The 16,047-nt window shown below is 74.0% G+C and carries 14 protein-coding genes; 5 read left to right on the forward strand and 9 right to left on the reverse strand.

The features are described 5' to 3' along the window. Positions 1-411: 411 nt before the first annotated feature. Positions 412-1,599 (reverse strand): type VII secretion-associated serine protease mycosin, encoded by a 1,188-nt coding sequence (gene mycP / locus ACZ470_RS30405; RefSeq protein ID WP_468432350.1) that lies wholly within the window; start codon positions 1,597-1,599, stop codon positions 412-414. Next, positions 1,596-3,005 carry a hypothetical protein gene (locus ACZ470_RS30410; RefSeq protein WP_468432351.1) on the reverse strand — a complete coding sequence of 470 codons (1,410 nt, stop codon included), beginning with the start codon at positions 3,003-3,005 and terminating at the stop codon, positions 1,596-1,598. Before ACZ470_RS30410 ends, mycP begins: the two co-directional genes overlap by 4 nt. 215 nt (positions 3,006-3,220) lie before the next feature. On the opposite strand from ACZ470_RS30410, the gene ACZ470_RS30415 reads away from it, so the two are divergent. Further along, positions 3,221-4,423 (forward strand): amino acid deaminase/aldolase, encoded by a 1,203-nt coding sequence (locus tag ACZ470_RS30415; protein ID WP_468432352.1) that lies wholly within the window; start codon positions 3,221-3,223, stop codon positions 4,421-4,423. Positions 4,424-4,427: 4 nt separating this feature from the next. Here the strand turns inward: ACZ470_RS30415 and ACZ470_RS30420 are convergent, their stop codons facing one another. The 4 genes from ACZ470_RS30420 to ACZ470_RS30435 are packed head-to-tail and all read right to left on the reverse strand — an operon-like array spanning position 4,428 to position 8,900. After that, positions 4,428-5,330, reverse strand: coding sequence for a DUF2510 domain-containing protein (locus tag ACZ470_RS30420; protein ID WP_468432387.1), 903 nt, complete (start codon positions 5,328-5,330; stop codon positions 4,428-4,430). Positions 5,331-5,358: 28 nt separating this feature from the next. Next, entirely contained in the window at positions 5,359-6,141 is a 783-nt protein-coding gene (locus tag ACZ470_RS30425) for a 3-oxoacyl-ACP reductase (RefSeq protein WP_468432353.1), read from the reverse strand. A 6-nt stretch (positions 6,142-6,147) separates the two neighbouring features. Further along, positions 6,148-7,521, reverse strand: coding sequence for an aldehyde dehydrogenase family protein (locus ACZ470_RS30430; protein ID WP_468432355.1), 1,374 nt, complete (start codon positions 7,519-7,521; stop codon positions 6,148-6,150). 8 nt (positions 7,522-7,529) lie between these two features. Next, a complete protein-coding gene (locus tag ACZ470_RS30435; RefSeq protein WP_468432357.1) occupies positions 7,530-8,900 on the reverse strand; it encodes a glutamine synthetase family protein in 1,371 nt (456 codons plus the stop codon). Positions 8,901-8,985: 85 nt separating this feature from the next. Here ACZ470_RS30435 and ACZ470_RS30440 point away from each other — a divergent pair, with 85 nt between their 5' ends. From ACZ470_RS30440 to ACZ470_RS30450, 3 genes are all read left to right on the forward strand, one after another. Next, the gene (locus tag ACZ470_RS30440) at positions 8,986-9,720 is read left to right on the forward strand and encodes a FadR/GntR family transcriptional regulator (RefSeq protein WP_468432359.1); all 735 of its coding nucleotides are present in this window, start codon (positions 8,986-8,988) and stop codon (positions 9,718-9,720) included. 132 nt (positions 9,721-9,852) lie between these two features. Beyond that, a complete protein-coding gene (eat, locus tag ACZ470_RS30445; RefSeq protein ID WP_468432361.1) occupies positions 9,853-11,298 on the forward strand; it encodes an ethanolamine permease in 1,446 nt (481 codons plus the stop codon). Positions 11,299-11,318: 20 nt separating this feature from the next. Further along, on the forward strand, positions 11,319-12,053 hold the full coding sequence (locus tag ACZ470_RS30450) for a gamma-glutamyl-gamma-aminobutyrate hydrolase family protein (protein WP_468432363.1): 735 nt from the start codon (positions 11,319-11,321) through the stop codon (positions 12,051-12,053). Between the two features lie 132 nt (positions 12,054-12,185). On the opposite strand, the gene ACZ470_RS30455 is transcribed toward ACZ470_RS30450, so the two are convergent. Next, complete coding sequence (locus ACZ470_RS30455) at positions 12,186-13,130, reverse strand: LysR family transcriptional regulator (protein ID WP_468432365.1); 945 nt, start codon at positions 13,128-13,130, stop codon at positions 12,186-12,188. A 70-nt stretch (positions 13,131-13,200) separates the two neighbouring features. Between ACZ470_RS30455 and ACZ470_RS30460 the strand changes: the two genes are divergently transcribed. Then, positions 13,201-14,370 carry a TDT family transporter gene (locus ACZ470_RS30460; protein ID WP_468432367.1) on the forward strand — a complete coding sequence of 390 codons (1,170 nt, stop codon included), beginning with the start codon at positions 13,201-13,203 and terminating at the stop codon, positions 14,368-14,370. Here the strand turns inward: ACZ470_RS30460 and ACZ470_RS30465 are convergent. Together ACZ470_RS30465 and ACZ470_RS30470 are read right to left on the reverse strand one after the other, a co-directional pair. Continuing rightward, the gene (locus ACZ470_RS30465; protein WP_468432369.1) at positions 14,297-15,025 is read right to left on the reverse strand and encodes a helical backbone metal receptor; all 729 of its coding nucleotides are present in this window, start codon (positions 15,023-15,025) and stop codon (positions 14,297-14,299) included. The two genes, ACZ470_RS30460 and ACZ470_RS30465, sit on opposite strands and share 74 nt — an antisense overlap. Next, entirely contained in the window at positions 15,022-15,591 is a 570-nt protein-coding gene (locus tag ACZ470_RS30470; RefSeq protein WP_468432371.1) for a helix-turn-helix domain-containing protein, read from the reverse strand. The genes ACZ470_RS30465 and ACZ470_RS30470 overlap by 4 nt, the downstream gene beginning before the upstream one ends. Positions 15,592-16,047 lie beyond the last annotated feature (456 nt).

Consider the following 16,047-nt stretch of genomic DNA (forward strand, 5'->3'; position numbering starts at 1 on the left):
CCGACCCCGGCGGGCGGGGCGGGGGCGCCGTCGGGGTTCGCGTCTGAGCGCCACCGGCCCGGTGGGTGAGTCGGGGCCGGGCCGGGGGTGTCCGTCCTCGGACTGGCGCGCATCACGTCTCCTGGAGTGGCTGAGGGCGCGGACGCGCCAGCCACTGCGGGCGGCCACCCCCACCCCGTCCCCTCACCGCCGTACGCGGCAATCCGTCTTCGTGATCCGCGGGCAGTGGTGCCGCTGGGGCGATGGGGGCACCTCCCGCTCGAGCGAAGCCGAGAGTGGGGGAGGGTGGGCGCGACGGCACCCCGCAAGCGCCGGGCCGCGCAGACACCCCCCGGCCCACACCAACGTGGGGCACCCGGCACGGCGCCGGGCCGCGCGAACCCACCCCTGGCCCACGCCAAGAGCGACCAGCTAGAAGTCCTCGCCGTGCGTCCTGCGGCCACGCCACAGAACCACCGCGGCGACCAGCAGCACACCCCCCGCCCCACCGGCCAACGGCGCGGCCCAGTCCGCCGTGTCGCCACCGGCGTCCACCGCGTCCGGCCCAGGACCGAAGTACTTCTCCCCGTACGCCGCCGACTCCAGCCCCTCCGGCTTCAACCGCGAAGCGGCCTTGATCGCGGCGGCCGGGTCCACGAACCCGAAGCCCCGGGAGTCGTCCCGCCCGTCGGCCGGGGCATTGCGCGCGGTGTCCTCCAGCAGCCGCTTGACCTGGGCCGGGGCCAGCCCCGGATGCGCCGCCTTGACCAGCGCCGCCGCGCCGGAGACGAACGCGGCGGCGGCACTGGTCCCCCACCCCTCGTAGTACTTGTGATCGGGGTCGGCGATGATCACATCGACCCCCGGCGCGCTGACCGTGGCGTACCAGCGCCGGGTGGAGAACGGCGCACGCGTGCCGTACCGGTCCACCGCCGTGGCGGCGATGACCCCCGGATAGGCGGCCGGGTAGGACACGTGGTCGCCCTTCTCGCCTCCGTTCCCGGCGGAGGCGACGACGGTCACGCCCTTGCGCAGCGCGTACTGGATGGCCTGGTCCTCGGCGGGTTCGGGGTGCGCGGACGCGGAGTCGTCGCCGAGGGAGAGGTTGATGACGTCGGCTCCGTGGTCGGCGGCCCAGCGGATGCCCTCGGCGAGGGCGTTGCCACGGGTGCTGCGGGCCTTGGCGCGGGAGGGGTCGCCGTCCTCCAGGATCACGCGGACCGGGAGGATCTTCGCCTCGGGCGCGATGCCCATGACGCCGTCCGCGTTGCCCGGTCCGTGTCCGTGGCCGGCGATGATCCCCGCCATCGCGGTGCCGTGGCGGGCCCAGGCGCGGTCGCCCTCGCTCGCGCCGAAACCGACCAGGTCCGTGCCGTCGAGGACGTTGCCGTCGAGGTCGGGGTGGTCGGCCTCGACACCGGTGTCCAGGACGGCGACGGTGACGCCCGCGCCCTTCGTGGTCCGCCAGGCCTCCTCGGTGTGCATGGCCTCCAGGGACCACTGCCGGGCGCGGATGCCGTCGGCGTGCGCGGTGGTGGCGGGGACCAGCGCGACGGCGGCGGCGAGGAGGCCGCCGAGGGCCGCGGTGGCGGGGCGGCGGCGGGCGGTGACGGGTCTCATGACGGCTGCTCCGTCGCGGTGCCCGCCTTCTTGCGCAGGCCGCGTTCGACGCGGTCGGCGAGGCCCTGGGCCTCGTGGCCGAGGCCCGCCTGGGCGGGGGCGGTGGTGGCTCCGGACTCCATGGCGTCCTCGGCGGGTTGCGGGGTGTCGACGGTGCGGCCGTCGGCCCAGCCGGAGACGGCGTAGACCACGACGGGGGCGTCGGTGAGGACGGAGATCGTCCACGAGGCGCGCTGCTCCGCGCCGAAGGCGGCGGCCGCGGTGCCCTTCGCCGCGTACGGCAGGGGCATCAGGTCGGTACGGCGGTCCAGGCGTTCCCTGTCGAACCGGCGGGCGAGGGAGGTCATGGCGGCGGCGTCGGCCTCGGTGAACAGCAGGCCGACGGTGGTGACATGGCTCTGGGTGGCGTCGGTGTAGGTGGCGCGCAGCAGGCGCTCGCAGCCGACGGGGGTGAGGACCTTGCGGAGCAGGGGGTCGAGAGCGTCCTTGCAGCCGCTGTCGGGGGCCACGGCGATACGGGTCCAGGACCGGTCGGCGCCGCCGGGGCCCGCGCCCTTGCCCTGGAGGGTGGGCGGGAACAGCTGGTCGACGGGGACGTTGTGCCACATGGCCTGGGCCGCGGAGAAGCCGTGCCGGTCCCCGGGGCCGTCGGAGTCCCCGGCGAGCCAGCTTCCGGTGACGGCACCGCCGATGAGGCCCGTCCCGAGGACGAGACAGGCGGCGGCCGCCACGGCCTGTGACCGGCCCCGGCGTCCCAGCGGGCGGGGCCGCGCGGCCTCGTCGTACCCCTCCGGTTCCCCGAAGGACACCACGGGCCGTCCGCCGCCGGGGGCGCTCCAGGAGAGCGCGGGATCGGGGGCGCCCGCGCCGGCGCGCCGCGCGTCGGGGTCCGTCACCGGGTCGGAGGGCACGGGGCGGAGGCGGGTCGTCGTCTCCGACGGGTTTTCGGAGGGGAGGCCCGTGCCGCGTGTGGTGGGTTGGTCGGTGGGCTGCGGAGGTACGGCGGGCGGGGCGCCCGGAGAGCGCAGGCCCCGGCCGACGGTCGGCGGCGCGTCGGGGAAGCGGGCGGAGGCACGCGGAGGCGGGGGCGCCACGGGGTCCGTACCGGGGGACACACGGTCCCCGAAGCCCGGGAAGCGCGGCCGGGGCGCGGAAGGCCGCGCGGCCTCGGGCGGGACCGAGGTGCCGGGCGCCGCCTCGTCCTGGGCGCCGGGGGGTCGTTCGGCGGGGCCGGTCGTCGGGGGGTGGGACGGGGTGCGGGGGTCGAAGGGGCCCGAGCCGCCCGAGGTGCGCCCCCGGGGGGCGGTGGTGTCCGGGTCGGGGTCGGACGGCGCCGGGGGGTGTGCCGGGCGCGGGGGGACGGTGGGGCGCGGAGGGTGGGAGGCGCGGCGCGCTTCCGTGCTCATGCACCCCCCAGTCGCTCGTGCCCGCCCGGCACGGACTCGTCCCGGGCACAGATACCCGCACGGACGGCGCGTCATCCCGGCAAGGCGCCGTTCCGCCGTGCGTGCGCGTCACTCTACGGCGTGGTCCGCGTCGAACGGGAACCAGTCCGCAGGGCCGCGGCATCTGCCCGGAACATCCCCTACCGTGCGGTAATCCCGTCTGGCAGGCTGCGTTCATGACTGCGCGCGCCGCCGACCGGGCCCGTTACGACCGGGCCACCGCCCACCTCGACGCCCCCTTCGCGATCGTCGATCTGGAGGCCTTCGACGCCAACGCGGAGGACCTGGTCCGCAGGGCGGGCGGGAAGCCGGTGCGGGTGGCGAGCAAGTCCGTGCGCTGCCGTGCGCTCCTCGAACGCGTCCTCGCCCGGGACGGTTTCGCGGGCGTCATGTCGTTCACCCTCGCCGAGTCCCTGTGGCTGGCCCGTTCCGGGTTCGACGACGTCCTGCTGGCCTATCCGTCGGCCGACCGTGCCGGCTACGCGGAGCTCGCCGCCGACCCCAAGCTCGCCGCCGCCGTCACGGTGATGGTCGACGATCCGGCGCAGCTGGACCTGATCGACGCCTCGCGCGCGGGCGGCGGTGAAGTGGTGCGGGTCTGCCTGGAGTTGGACACCTCGCTGAGGCTGTTCGGGGGACGGGTGCGGGTCGGGGCCCGGCGCTCCCCGCTGCACTCCCCCGCCCAGGTCGCCGAGTTCGCGAGGGCGGTGGCACGGCGGCCGGGGTTCGCGGTCGTGGGGATCATGGCGTACGAGGGTCATGTGGCCGGCGTCGGGGACGCGGTGGCCGGGCGGCCGTTGCGGTCGCGGGCGGTGCGGCTGATGCAGGCCGCCGCGCGCCGTGAGCTCGCCGAGCGGCGGGCCGCGGTGGTGCGGGCGGTGCGTGAGGTCGTGCCGGACCTGGAGTTCGTCAACGGCGGCGGCACGGGCAGTGTGCAGCACACCGCCGCGGAGGACGCGGTCACCGAGATCGCGGCCGGTTCGGGGCTGTACGTGCCGCGGCTGTTCGACAACTACACGTCGTTCACGGGCCGTCCGGCGGCCCTCTTCGCGCTGCCCGTCGTACGGCGGCCGGGGGTGGGTGTGGTGACGGTGCTGGGCGGCGGGTATCCGGCCTCGGGCGCGGCCGGCGCGGACCGGCTGCCGGTGCCGTACCTGCCGGAGGGGCTGCGGTACGACCCGCAGGAGGGCCCCGGTGAGGTGCAGACTCCGCTGCTGGGCCCGCCCGCCGACGATCTGCTGATCGGCGACAGGGTGTGGTTCCGGCACGCCAAGGCGGGCGAGCTGTGCGAGCGGTTCGACGCGCTGCGCCTGGTGGAGGGCGACGCGGTGACGGCGACCGTGCCGACGTACCGCGGCGAGGGCCACGCCTTCCTGTAGCGGCTCAGTCCGTGGGACCGATGCTGCTGCCGACGCCACCGCCCGAGGCCTCGTCGGTGACCGAGCGGATTCCCTCGGTGATGCGGTCCATGTCGGCCAGGGGCGGCCCGTCCTCCCCGGCGTCGAAGACGTAGCGGACGAGGACCGGGGACTCGGTGCCGACGCTGGACGGGAACACCAGCGACTGGACGTAGCCGCCGGGTCCCTTGGCGGTGGTGACGCGCCAGCGCACCAGGTACCCGGCGCGGCCCGCCACCGCGACCGGGCCCGACTTCACGACCTCGTGGGACTCCAGGCCGCCGTACGGGCGGCGGCCGACGGTGTCCTTGTCGAAGGCCGCGTCGGCCGCGTCGGAGATGTCCTCCTTGGCGAGCGCCTCGGGCGAGGTCTCGTCGCTCTCGGTCACCGTCCGGGAGATGACGAGGCCGTGCCGGCAGACGCTGCCCTCGCCGGGGCAGTCGTAGGTGCCGTCGGTGGTCATGACGACGTCGTCCTCGGCGACGTGCTCGGGCCGGACCCAGCCGTCGAGGAGCGGGAAGGTGATCCCGTTGAGCTGGTCCTCGACCGTGTTCGGGTCCTCGGCGGGCGGCTCGGAGGTGGGCGGTGACGACGAGGGCGTCCCGGGGGCGGAGGTGGTGGCCGTCGGGCCGGTCCTCGTCTCCGGGTCGCCGTCGTCCCCGCCGAGGAACACCGCGCCGGTCACGATCGCCGCGACCAGCACGGCCCCGGCGGTCGTGAGGGCGACCGCCCTGGCACGACCGGTGCCGCCGGTGCCGGCCGTGGACTGGGCCAGCGGCACGGTGGGCACCTCCGGCGTGCGCCGGTGCTCGGTCCAGGCCGTGCCGTCCCACCAGCGTTCCAGGTGCGGGGCGTGCGGGTCGCGGTACCAGCCGGGCGGAGGCGTCATGCTCATCCCGGCACTGTAGAGGCGAGGGCTACAGGGGTGTCACGTACGCCCCCGAGATTCCGCCGTCCACCAGGAAGTCGGTGGCGTTGACGAAGGAGGAGTCGTCGCTGGCCAGGAAGGCGACGGCGGCGGCGATCTCCTCGGCCTCGGCGAACCGGCCGAGCGGGATGTGCACCAGGCGGCGGGCCGCCCGCTCGGGGTCCTTGGCGAAGAGCTCCTGGAGGAGCGGGGTGTTGACCGGGCCGGGACACAGGGCGTTGACGCGGATGCCCTCACGGGCGAACTGCACGCCGAGTTCCCGGGACATGGCGAGGACGCCGCCCTTGGAGGCGGTGTAGGAGATCTGGCTGGTGGCCGCTCCCATCCGGGCCACGAACGACGCGGTGTTGATGATGGACCCCTTGCCCTGGCGTCGCATATAGGGGATGGCGGCCTTGCAGCACAGGTAGACGGAGGTGAGGTTGACCTCCTGGACGCGTTTCCAGGCGTCCAGCCCGGTCTCCAGGATGGAGTCGTCGTCGGGCGGGGAGATGCCGGCGTTGTTGAAGGCGATGTCGACGCTGCCGTAGGTGTCGTACGCGGTCCGGAACAGTGCCTCGACCTGCTCGGGGTCGGTGACGTCGACGTGCGCGAAGATCCCGCCGGTCTCCTCGGCGGCGGCCTTGCCGCGTGCCTCGTCCACGTCGCCGCAGACCACGTGGGCGCCCTCGGAGGCGAGCCGGCGGACGGTCGCGAGACCGATGCCGCTGCCCGCTCCGGTGACGACGGCGGTGCGGCCGACCAGTCGGCGGCAGATGTTTTCCTCACTCATGTGCGGTCAGGCCTCCGTGCTGATGAAGACGTTCTTGGTTTCGGTGAAGGCGGTCAGCGCGTCCGGGCCCAGTTCGCGGCCGACCCCGGACTGCTTGAACCCGCCGAAGGGGGTCCAGTAGCGGACGCTGGAGTGGGAGTTGACGGACAGGTTGCCCGCGCGCACGGCCCGGGAGACGCGCAGGGCGCGGCCGACGTCCCGGGTCCACAGGGAGCCGGAGAGGCCGTAGTCGGTGGCGTTGGCCAGGCGTACGGCGTCGGCCTCGTCGTCGAAGGGGAGGACGACGGCGACGGGGCCGAAGACCTCCTCGACGGCCACGCGCGCGTGCGGGTCGACGCCGGTGAGGACGGTGGGCGGGAACCAGTAGCCGGGGCCCTCGGGGGCCTTGCCGCGGATGCCGTCGAGGTCGTCGGTGACGTAGGAGCGGACACGGTCCCGCTGGACGGCGGAGATCAGCGGGCCCATCTGGACGTCCTCGTCCGCCGGGTCGCCGACCCGGACGGACTCGATCGCGGGGGTGAGCAGTTCCAGGAAGCGGTCGTGCGCGGAGCGCTCGACGAGGATGCGGGTGCGGGCGCAGCAGTCCTGTCCGGCGTTGTCGAGGAAGGACATGGGGGCGGCGGCCGCGGCGGCCTCCAGGTCGGCGTCGGCGAAGACGATGTTGGGGCTCTTGCCGCCGAGTTCCAGGGTGACGCGTGTGAGGTGGGCGGCGCCCTTGGCCCACACCTGCCTGCCCACGGCCGTCGACCCGGTGAACACGATCTTGGCGACGTCCGGGTGCTCGACGAGGGCGTTGCCGGCGACCGTGCCGTGTCCGGGGAGCACCTGGAACAGGTCCTCGGGCAGGCCGGCCTCCAGGGCGAGTTCGGCCAGGCGCAGGGCGGTGAGGGGGGTGGTCTCGGCGGGTTTGAGGAGCACCGCGTTGCCGGCCGCGAGGGCGGGTGCGGTGCCCCAGGCGGCGATGGGCATGGGGAAGTTCCAGGGGGCGATGACGCCGACGACGCCGAGCGGTTCGAGGAAGGTGACGTTCACGCCGCCCGGGACCGGGATCTGCCGTCCGGTGAGGCGTTCGACTCCCCCGGCCGCGTAGTCCAGCAGGTCGCGGACGTTGCCCGCCTCCCAGCGGGCGTTGCCGAGGGTGTGGCCGGCCTCGCGGACCTCCAGCCGGGCCAGTTCCTCGATGTGCTCGTCGACCGTGGTGGCGAACCGGCGCAGCAGCCGGGCCCGGTCGCCCGGCGCGAGGGCGGCCCACGCGGTCTGCGCGCGTGCGGCGCGTACGACGGCGGCGTCGACGTCCGCGGGGGTGGCGGCCGGGAGGGTGGCGATCACCTCCTCGGTCGCGGGGTTGCGGACCTGGAGCTCATGGGGCTGGTCGGACAAGAGGGGCCTCACATGCGTTCGAAGGAGCGGCGCAGTTCCCAGTCGGTGACCGCGGCGTCGTAGGCGTCGAGCTCGACGCGCGCCATGTTGCGGTAGTGCGCGACGACCTCGTCGCCGAAGGCGGCCTTGGCGATCGCGCTGTTCTCCCACAGTTCGGCGGCCTCGCGCAGGGTGGTGGGGACGTGCTCGAAGTCGGCGGTGTAGGCGTTGCCGGGACAGGGTTCCGGCAGTTCCAGCTTCTGCTCGATGCCGTGCAGGCCGGCGGCGACCATGCCCGCGACGGCGAGGTGCGGGTTGACGTCGCCGCCGGGGAGCCGGTTCTCGAAGCGCAGGGAGCGTCCGTGGCCGACCACGCGCAGCGCGCAGGTGCGGTTGTCGCGTCCCCAGGCGACGGCGGTCGGGGCGAAGGAGCCGGGCTGGAACCGCTTGTAGGAGTTGATGTTCGGGGCGTAGAGCAGGGAGAACTCGCGGAGCGCGGCGAGCTGCCCGGCGAGGAAGTGGCGCATGACCTCGGACATGGCGTCCGGCTCCTCGGGGGAGTCCGGCATGACGCTCTCACCGTCGGTGTCGGCGAGGGAGAGGTGGATGTGGCAGGAGTTGCCCTCGCGCTCGTTGTACTTGGCCATGAAGGTGATCGAGACGCCCTCCTGGGCGGCGATCTCCTTGGCGCCGGTCTTGTAGACGGCGTGCTGGTCGCAGGTGACCAGGGCCTCGTCGTAGCGGAAGGCGATCTCGTGCTGGCCGGGGTTGCACTCGCCCTTGGCGGACTCGACGGTGAGTCCGGCGCCGGCCATCTCGTTGCGGATGCGGCGCAGCAGGGGCTCGATGCGGCCGGTGCCGAGCACCGAGTAGTCGACGTTGTACTGGTTGGCGGGGGTGAGCCCCCGGTAGCCGGCGTCCCAGGCCTGTTCGTAGGTGTCGCGGAAGACGATGAACTCCAGTTCGGTGCCGACCTGTGCGGTGTGGCCGAGTGCGGCGAGGCGGTCCAGCTGGCGGCGCAGTATCTGCCGCGGGGCGGCGACGACCGGGGTGCCGTCGGCCCAGGCGAGGTCGGCGACGACCATGGCGGTGCCCTCGTTCCAGGGCACGCGGCGCAGGGTGTCGAGGTCGGGGTACATGGCGAAGTCGCCGTAGCCGGTGTCCCAGGAGGACATCGCGTAGCCGTCCACCGTGTTCATGTCGGCGTCGACGGCGAGCAGGTAGTTGCAGCCCTCGGTGCCGTGCCGGAGCACCTCGTCGAGGAAGAAGCGCGCGGCGAACCGCTTGCCCTGGAGCCGCCCTTGCATGTCGGGAAAGGCCAGGACGACAGTGTCGATCTCACCGCCGGCGACGAGGGTGTGCAGCTCCTCGACGGAGAGTGGGGGTGTGCGGTCTGCCACGGGAGAGCCTCCTCGGGCTTCTTCGGTCAGCCGGGAGCCATAAGGTATTGCCGAGAACCATTGCTTGGGAAGGGGGCACGGCCGGATGCCGGAAGATGTGGTCGGCGCGGTCGGGGACCGCCTGGCGCCGGTGCTGCGGCAGGTCCGCGCGGGCAACGGCTTCGAGGAGGCGCTGGAGCAGATCCTCCAGGTGGTGCGGCTGGGCCTGGTGGCGGGCGGTGAGCGGCTGCCGGCCGAGCGGGAGCTGGCGGAGCGGCTGGGGATCAGCCGGGTGACGCTGCGCGAGGTGCTGAAGGTGCTCCAGGACCAGGGCCTGGTGGAGTCGCGGCGCGGCCGGTACGGCGGAACGTTCGTGCTGCCCCGGCCGACGGACACCGGCGAGGAGGAGCTGCGGCGGCGGATCGCCGAGGTCGACATAGAGGACGTGCTGAGGTTCCGCGAGGTGCTCGAGGTGGGCGCGGCGGGGCTGTGCGCGGCGCACGGGCTGACGGACGAGCAGGCAGTGCGGCTGCGGGAGGCGCTGTCCGGCACGCGGGACGCGCCGCTGGCGGAGTACCGGCGCCTGGACACGCTGTTCCACCTCACCCTGGCGGAGCTGTGCGGCTCGCCGACACTGACCGCGCAGTACGCGGCGGTGCGGGCGACGGTGAACGAACTGCTGGACTGCATCCCGCTGCTGGTGCGCAACCTGGAGCACTCCCAGCGGCAGCACACCGCGCTGGTCGAGGCGGTGCTGGAGGGGGACGCGGACGGGGCGCGGGAGATGATGCGCGAGCACTGCGCGGGGACGGCGGCGCTGCTGCGCGGGTTCCTGGCGTGACGGTGCCCGGGGGCGGGCAGGGTTTACCGCGGATTAACGCAGAGGGGTTGCGCCGGCGCCGTTCACGCCACGAAGGTATGGGCCCACAAAGGTCTGGATTCGTTCCATTGCCCTCCGTTGGGGAGTCGCCCCGTGAGCCTTCCATCCGCGTCCCACGATCCCGCCGGTGAGCCGGACGACTACCTCGAGCGCAGGAAGCTGCGCCGCGGCAGCGCCGGCTGGCTGCTGCTGACCGGCCTCGGCGTCGCCTACGTCGTCTCCGGGGACTACTCGGGCTGGAACTTCGGCCTGGCCGAGGGCGGCTTCGGCGGTCTGGCGATCGCCATGGTGCTGATGGGCGCCATGTACACCTGCATGGTGTTCGCCCTGGCCGAGCTGTCGTCGATCCTGCCCACGGCCGGCGGCGGCTACGGCTTCGCCCGCCGGGCGCTCGGCCCCTGGGGCGGGTTCCTCACCGGGACCGCGATCCTCATCGAGTACGTGCTCGCGCCCGCCGCGATCTCCATCTTCATCGGCGACTACGTCGAGTCGCTGGGCCTGTTCGGCCTGGAGTCCGGCTGGCCGGTGTACCTGGCCTGCTTCGTGATCTTCATCGGCATCCATCTGTGGGGCGTGGGCGAGGCGCTGCGCTTCAGCTTCGTCGTCACGGGCATCGCGGTGGCGGCGCTGGTGGTGTTCGCGCTGGGGGCGCTGCCCGAGTTCGACGCGTCGTCGCTGGACGACATCCCAGTGGATTCGTCGGCGTTCGGCGCGAACTCCTGGCTGCCGATGGGGCTGCTGGGCATCTGGGCGGCGTTCCCGTTCGGCATGTGGTTCTTCCTGGGCGTGGAGGGGGTGCCGCTGGCCGCCGAGGAGACCAGGGAACCGGCCCGTACGCTGCCGAGGGCGATCCGCTGGTCGATGGGCATCCTGGTGGTGCTGGCCGTGGTGACCTTCTTCGCGGCGGCCGGGGCGCGCGGCTCGGCCGCTGTGCAGGACGCGGGCAATCCGCTGGTGGAGGCGCTCCAGCCGGACGGCGAGGCCACGACGCTCAGCCGGATCGTGAACTACGCCGGCCTCGCGGGACTGGTCGCGTCGTTCTTCTCGCTGATCTACGCCGGTTCACGGCAGCTGTTCGCCCTGTCCCGCGCCGGTTACCTGCCGAAGTTCCTCTCCCTCACCAGCGGCCGCAGGGCGCCGTACCTCGGTCTGCTCGTGCCGGGCGCGATCGGCTTCGCGCTGGCCGCCGGGTCGGGCAACGGCGCGCGCATGCTGAACATCGCCGTGTTCGGCGCGACGATCTCGTACGCGCTGATGTCCCTCTCGCACATCGTGCTGCGCCGCCGGGAGCCGGAGCTGCCGCGGCCGTACCGGACGCCGGGCGGGGTGCTCACCTCGTCGGTGGCGCTGGTGCTGGCCTGTGCGGCGCTGGTGGCGACGTTCCTGGTGGACGTGACGGCGGCGTTCATCGCGCTGGCGGTGTACATCGTGGCCGTGGCGTACTTCGGGCTGTACAGCCGCAAGCACCTGGTGGCGAAGGCGCCGGAGGAGGAGTTCGCGGCGCTGGCGGCGGCCGAGGCAGAGTTGTCACGGGACTGAGGCAGGGAAAGGTGATCGGCATGACGGCCAGGCCACTCATCGGCATCAGTACGTACGCGGAGTCCGGTGTGCGGTGGGGCGTGTGGGAGCTGGACGCCGCGCTGCTGCCGGCCGGCTATCCGCGACTGGTGCAGCGGGCGGGCGGACTGGCCGCGATGCTTCCCCCGGACGCGCCGGAGCGGGCCGCGGCGGCCGTGGCCCGGCTCGACGGACTGGTGATCGCGGGCGGCCCGGACGTGGAACCCGTCCACTACGGCGCCGAGCCCGACCCGCGCACCGGTCCGCCCGCCCGGGCGCGGGACGCCTGGGAACTCGCCCTGATCGACGCGGCACTGGACCGCGGGATCCCGCTCCTCGGCATCTGCCGGGGCATGCAGCTGCTGAACGTCGCCCTGGGCGGCACGCTGGTCCAGCACGTCGAGGGCCACGCGGAGACTCCGGGCGTGTTCGGCCGCCACCCGGTCAAGCCGGTCCCGGGCACGCTCTACGCCGGCATCGCCCCGGAGGAAACCTCCGTACCCACCTACCACCACCAGTCGGTGGACCGCCTCGGCACCGGCCTGATCCCGTCGGCCCACGCGGAGGACGGCACGGTGGAAGCCATCGAACTCCCCACGTCCCCCTGGACCCTGGGCATCCAATGGCACCCGGAAATGGCCGAGGACACCCGCATCATGCAAGCCCTGACCGCCAGCGCTCTCCGCGGGCAGTCGTGCCGCTGGGGCGGCACGGGTGGGCGCGACGGCACCCCGTAAGCGCCGGGCCGCGCGACCCACCCCCCGCCCAGCCCTCACACGGACGAACCACACGCCCGCCGCGGGCAATCGTGGGCGCGCCAGCACCCCATAAGCGCCGGGCCGCGCAACCCACCCCCGCCCAGCGACAACTCACCCCCGCGTCAGCGACAACAGATCCCGCGCCGGCCCCGCGGGCCGATGTCCCGTCGGCCACACCGCGCGCAGATCCCGGGCCAGGGCCACCCCCTGGACCGGAATCCGCACCAGCCGCCGCATCGCCAACTCCTCCCCCACCGCCAGTTCACTCAGCACCGCCGGCCCCGCCCCACCCACCGCCGCCGCCTTCACGGCAGTGGTGGAGGACAACTCGATCAGGGGCCGAGCCAGCCCACCCAGCGCCGCGTCCAGCACCTGCCGGGTCCCGGACCCCTTCTCCCGCAGGATCAACGGCGTACTCGCCAACTCCTCCGCCGCGAGCGGCCGTCGCCGCCGCGCCCACGCATGGGACGGCGCGGTGACCACGATCAGCCGGTCATGGGCGACCACCGCGGAGTCCAGCCCCGCCGACACCGTGAGCCCCTCCACGAACCCCACGTCCGCCTCCCCCGACAGCAACCGCTCCGCCACCGCGGCCGAGTTCCCCGCGAGCAGCGACACCGCCGTGTCCGGCCGCTGCGCGCGCAGCGCGAGCAGCCAGCCCGGCAGCAGGTACTCGGCGATTGTCATGCTCGCCGCCACCCGCAGCCGTGAGTCCCTGCGGTCCCGCAGCGCCTGCGCCCCCACGTCGAAGGCCTCCGCCGCCTCCACGATCCGCCGTGCCCAGTCGGTGACCAGCGCCCCCGCGTCGGTCAGCCTCGACCCCCTCGGCGACCGGTCGACCAGTGCCACGCCGAGCTGCCGTTCCATCGACCGGATCCGGCTGCTGGCCGCGGGCTGGGTGATGCCCAGCTCACGCGCCGCCCCGCCCAGACTGCCCAGCCGCGCCACCGCCAGCAGCAGTTCCAGGGCGCCGAGGTCCGGCACCCGGTGGGCCAGGGACGACCCCGGGCTCACGGAGCGGTGCCCCGGATGGTCGTGGTCATCGGGTGTGCTCATAAGCCCAGCTTATGCCGCCATAGAGGCGTGGTCCCTGGTGGCGGCACCCCACCGGTACGACCGTATGACCATGGTCACCGCAACCCGGCCCCTGACGCCCGCCCTCCCCCGTGCCACCGCACGGCCCCCGCGTGCCGCCGCCGTCCGTCACCTCGGACCCAACTGGTACGCCTGCGTCATGGGCACGGCCATCGTCGCCGGCGCCGGCGCCGCGCTCCCCGTGCACGCACCCGGCCAGCGGCTCGCGCTCACCGTCGTCTGGGCGCTCTCCCTCGTCCTCCTGGTGGCCCTGCTCGCCGCACGGGCCCTGCACTGGGCCCACCACCGCGACCAGGCCCGCGCCCATCTCCTCGACCCCGCCGTGGCGCCCTTCTACGGCTGCCTCTCCATGGCCCTGCTGGCGGTCGGCGGCGGCACGCTGACCGTCGGACGGGACTGGACCGGCCCGCGCGCGGCCGTCGTCATCGACGCCGTGCTGTTCACCGCCGGTACGGTCGTCGGGCTGGCGGCCGCCGTGGCCGTCCCGTACCTCATGGCCGTACGCCACCGGGTGACGGCGGAGCAGGCGACGCCCGTGTGGCTGCTGCCGCTGGTCGCGCCGATGGTGTCCGCCGCGCTCGGGCCCCGTCTCGTGCCGTACCTTCCGGAGGGCCAGGCCCGTGCGACGCTGCTGTTCGCCTGCTTCGCGATGTTCGGGCTCAGCCTCCTCGCCACCCTGGTGACGCTGCCGCTGGTCTTCGGCCGGCTGATCACCGGCGGTCCGCCGCCCCTCGCACTCACCCCCACGCTGTTCCTGGTGCTGGGACCGCTCGGCCAGTCCACCACCGCCGTCGGCGCCTTCGCGGACGCCGCCCCGGGGGTCGTACCGGCGCCGTACGCCGAGGGGTTCGGGATGCTCGCCGTGCTGTACGGGGTGCCCGTCATGGGCTTCGCGCTGCTGTGGCTCTGCCTCGCCGGCGCCCATGTGGTGCGGGCGCGGCGGCTGGGGATGCGCTTCGCGATGACGTGGTGGTCGTTCACCTTCCCGGTCGGCACCTGTGTCACCGGCGCCGGGGCCCTGGCCCGGCACACCGGACTGCTCGTCTACGACGTGCTGGCGCTCGCCCTGTACGCCCTCCTGGTCGGTGCCTGGGCCACCGCCTCCTGGCACACGGCGCGCGGGCTGTTCAGCGGCGCGCTGCCCGCAGGGCCCGTCCCAGCACCGCGGGGGCCTCGGCCAGCGACGGCCCGTACCAGGTGAGGTACCGGCCGTCGACGAGCGCGCAGGGCAGCCCGGGGAAGGCCTCCGGTCCGTCGTCGGCGGTGAAGCGGTAGGGCTCGTCGGGGAGCACGACGAGGTCCGGGTCCGCCGCCCGCAACGCGTCCAGAGGGACGCGCGGATAGCGCTCCGGGTGGGCCGCGTGGACGTGGTCGACACCGAGACGGGACAGCAGGTCACCGGCGAAGGTGTCCCGGCCCAGCACCATCCACGGGCGCCGCCAGACGGGCACGACCGCCGTCCGGCGCTCCGCGGGCGGGGGCAGCGCCGCCCAGGCCGCCTCGGCCTCGTCCAGCCACCGGGGGCGGCCGGGCAGCCCGCACGCGGTGAGCACCCGGTCCAGCTCGCGGAAGGCCTGCGGCAGTGTCCGCACCTCGGTCACCAGCACGTCGAGACCCGCCGCGCGCAGGGCCGCCAGGTCGGGCTCGCGGTTCTCCTCCTCGTTGGCGATCACCAGGTCGGGGGCGAGCGCGACGATCCGGTCGGTCTTCGGGTTCTTCGTGCCGCCGACGCGTACGACGTCCAGTCCGGCCGGGTGCGTGCACCAGTCGGTGGCGCCGGCCAGTGCACCGGGGGCGGAGAGCGCCACGGCCTCCGTCAGCGAAGGGACGAGGGAGACGACCCGGGCGGGACTCATCGGCGGGGCTTGTCCCGCAACGCCTCGATGTGCTCGGCCACGGCGACGACGAGCAGCCGCGTCTCCGGGACCGTGGCCCGCCAGCGGTGCCGTACTCCCCCGGTGAGGTACAGGGTGTCGCCGCGGCCGAGGCGGTACGCGCGGCCCTCCGCCTCGATCTCCACGGCGCCGTCCGCCACGTACATCAACTGGTCGTTGCGGAACTGGAGTTCACGTCCGGCGTCGTGGTCGCCGGTGAACTCGGAGGCGTGCATCTGGTGGTGGCCGCGGACCAGGGAGCGCACCTGCGGTTCGGCCCACGGCTCGACGCCCTCGGAGCGGACGACGTCCACGCTGCACGCCGGGTCGGCGGCGGCGAGGAGCTCCACGGCGGTGGTGCGCAGGGCGTCGGCGACCTTCTCCAGGGACGTCTGGCTGGGACGGGCCCGCTCGTTCTCGATCTGGCTGAGGAACGGGACCGACAGGCCGCTGCGCTCGGCCACGACGGCGAGGGTGAGGTCCAGCGCACGGCGTCGCCGCCGCACGGCCGCGCCCACCCGCAAGGGCTGTTCCTTGTGGTCACCCATCGCTCCGGCTCCCTCCTCCGCCGATCGCCCCGCGCCCCGTGCGCCGCTGCCCCGGCGCACTCCTCCACGTGAGTTGTCTGCACCCTACGCATGTTCGGCAAACCGTTTCAGGCGCCTGTCACGTCGCCGTCACTCGCGGGCGGTGCCGACCTCACAGTTCGCGCCAGCCGCCCGGCGGGCCCCTCGGTTCGTCCCGTGCGCGATACGGGGTGTTCCCGCCATTGTTCCCCTGTCGCGGCGGAAGGTCACGGGGAGGTTCGGGGAGGGCATGGCGCTGCGTGGTTGTCCGGATTCCTACCGTGTTCCGGACCGGCTCCGGACACGGCCGAGGGGGGGGGGGGGGGGGGGGGGGGGGGGGGGGGTTGGGTTCGCCACCCCCGGGGGGTGCTGTCACAGGATCACGGAAGGCCCTCTCTCCTTGACCCCGTCATAGTTTTCTGTCCTTGCATCCCGAAG

This window comes from Streptomyces sp. NPDC031111 (assembly GCF_055570675.1).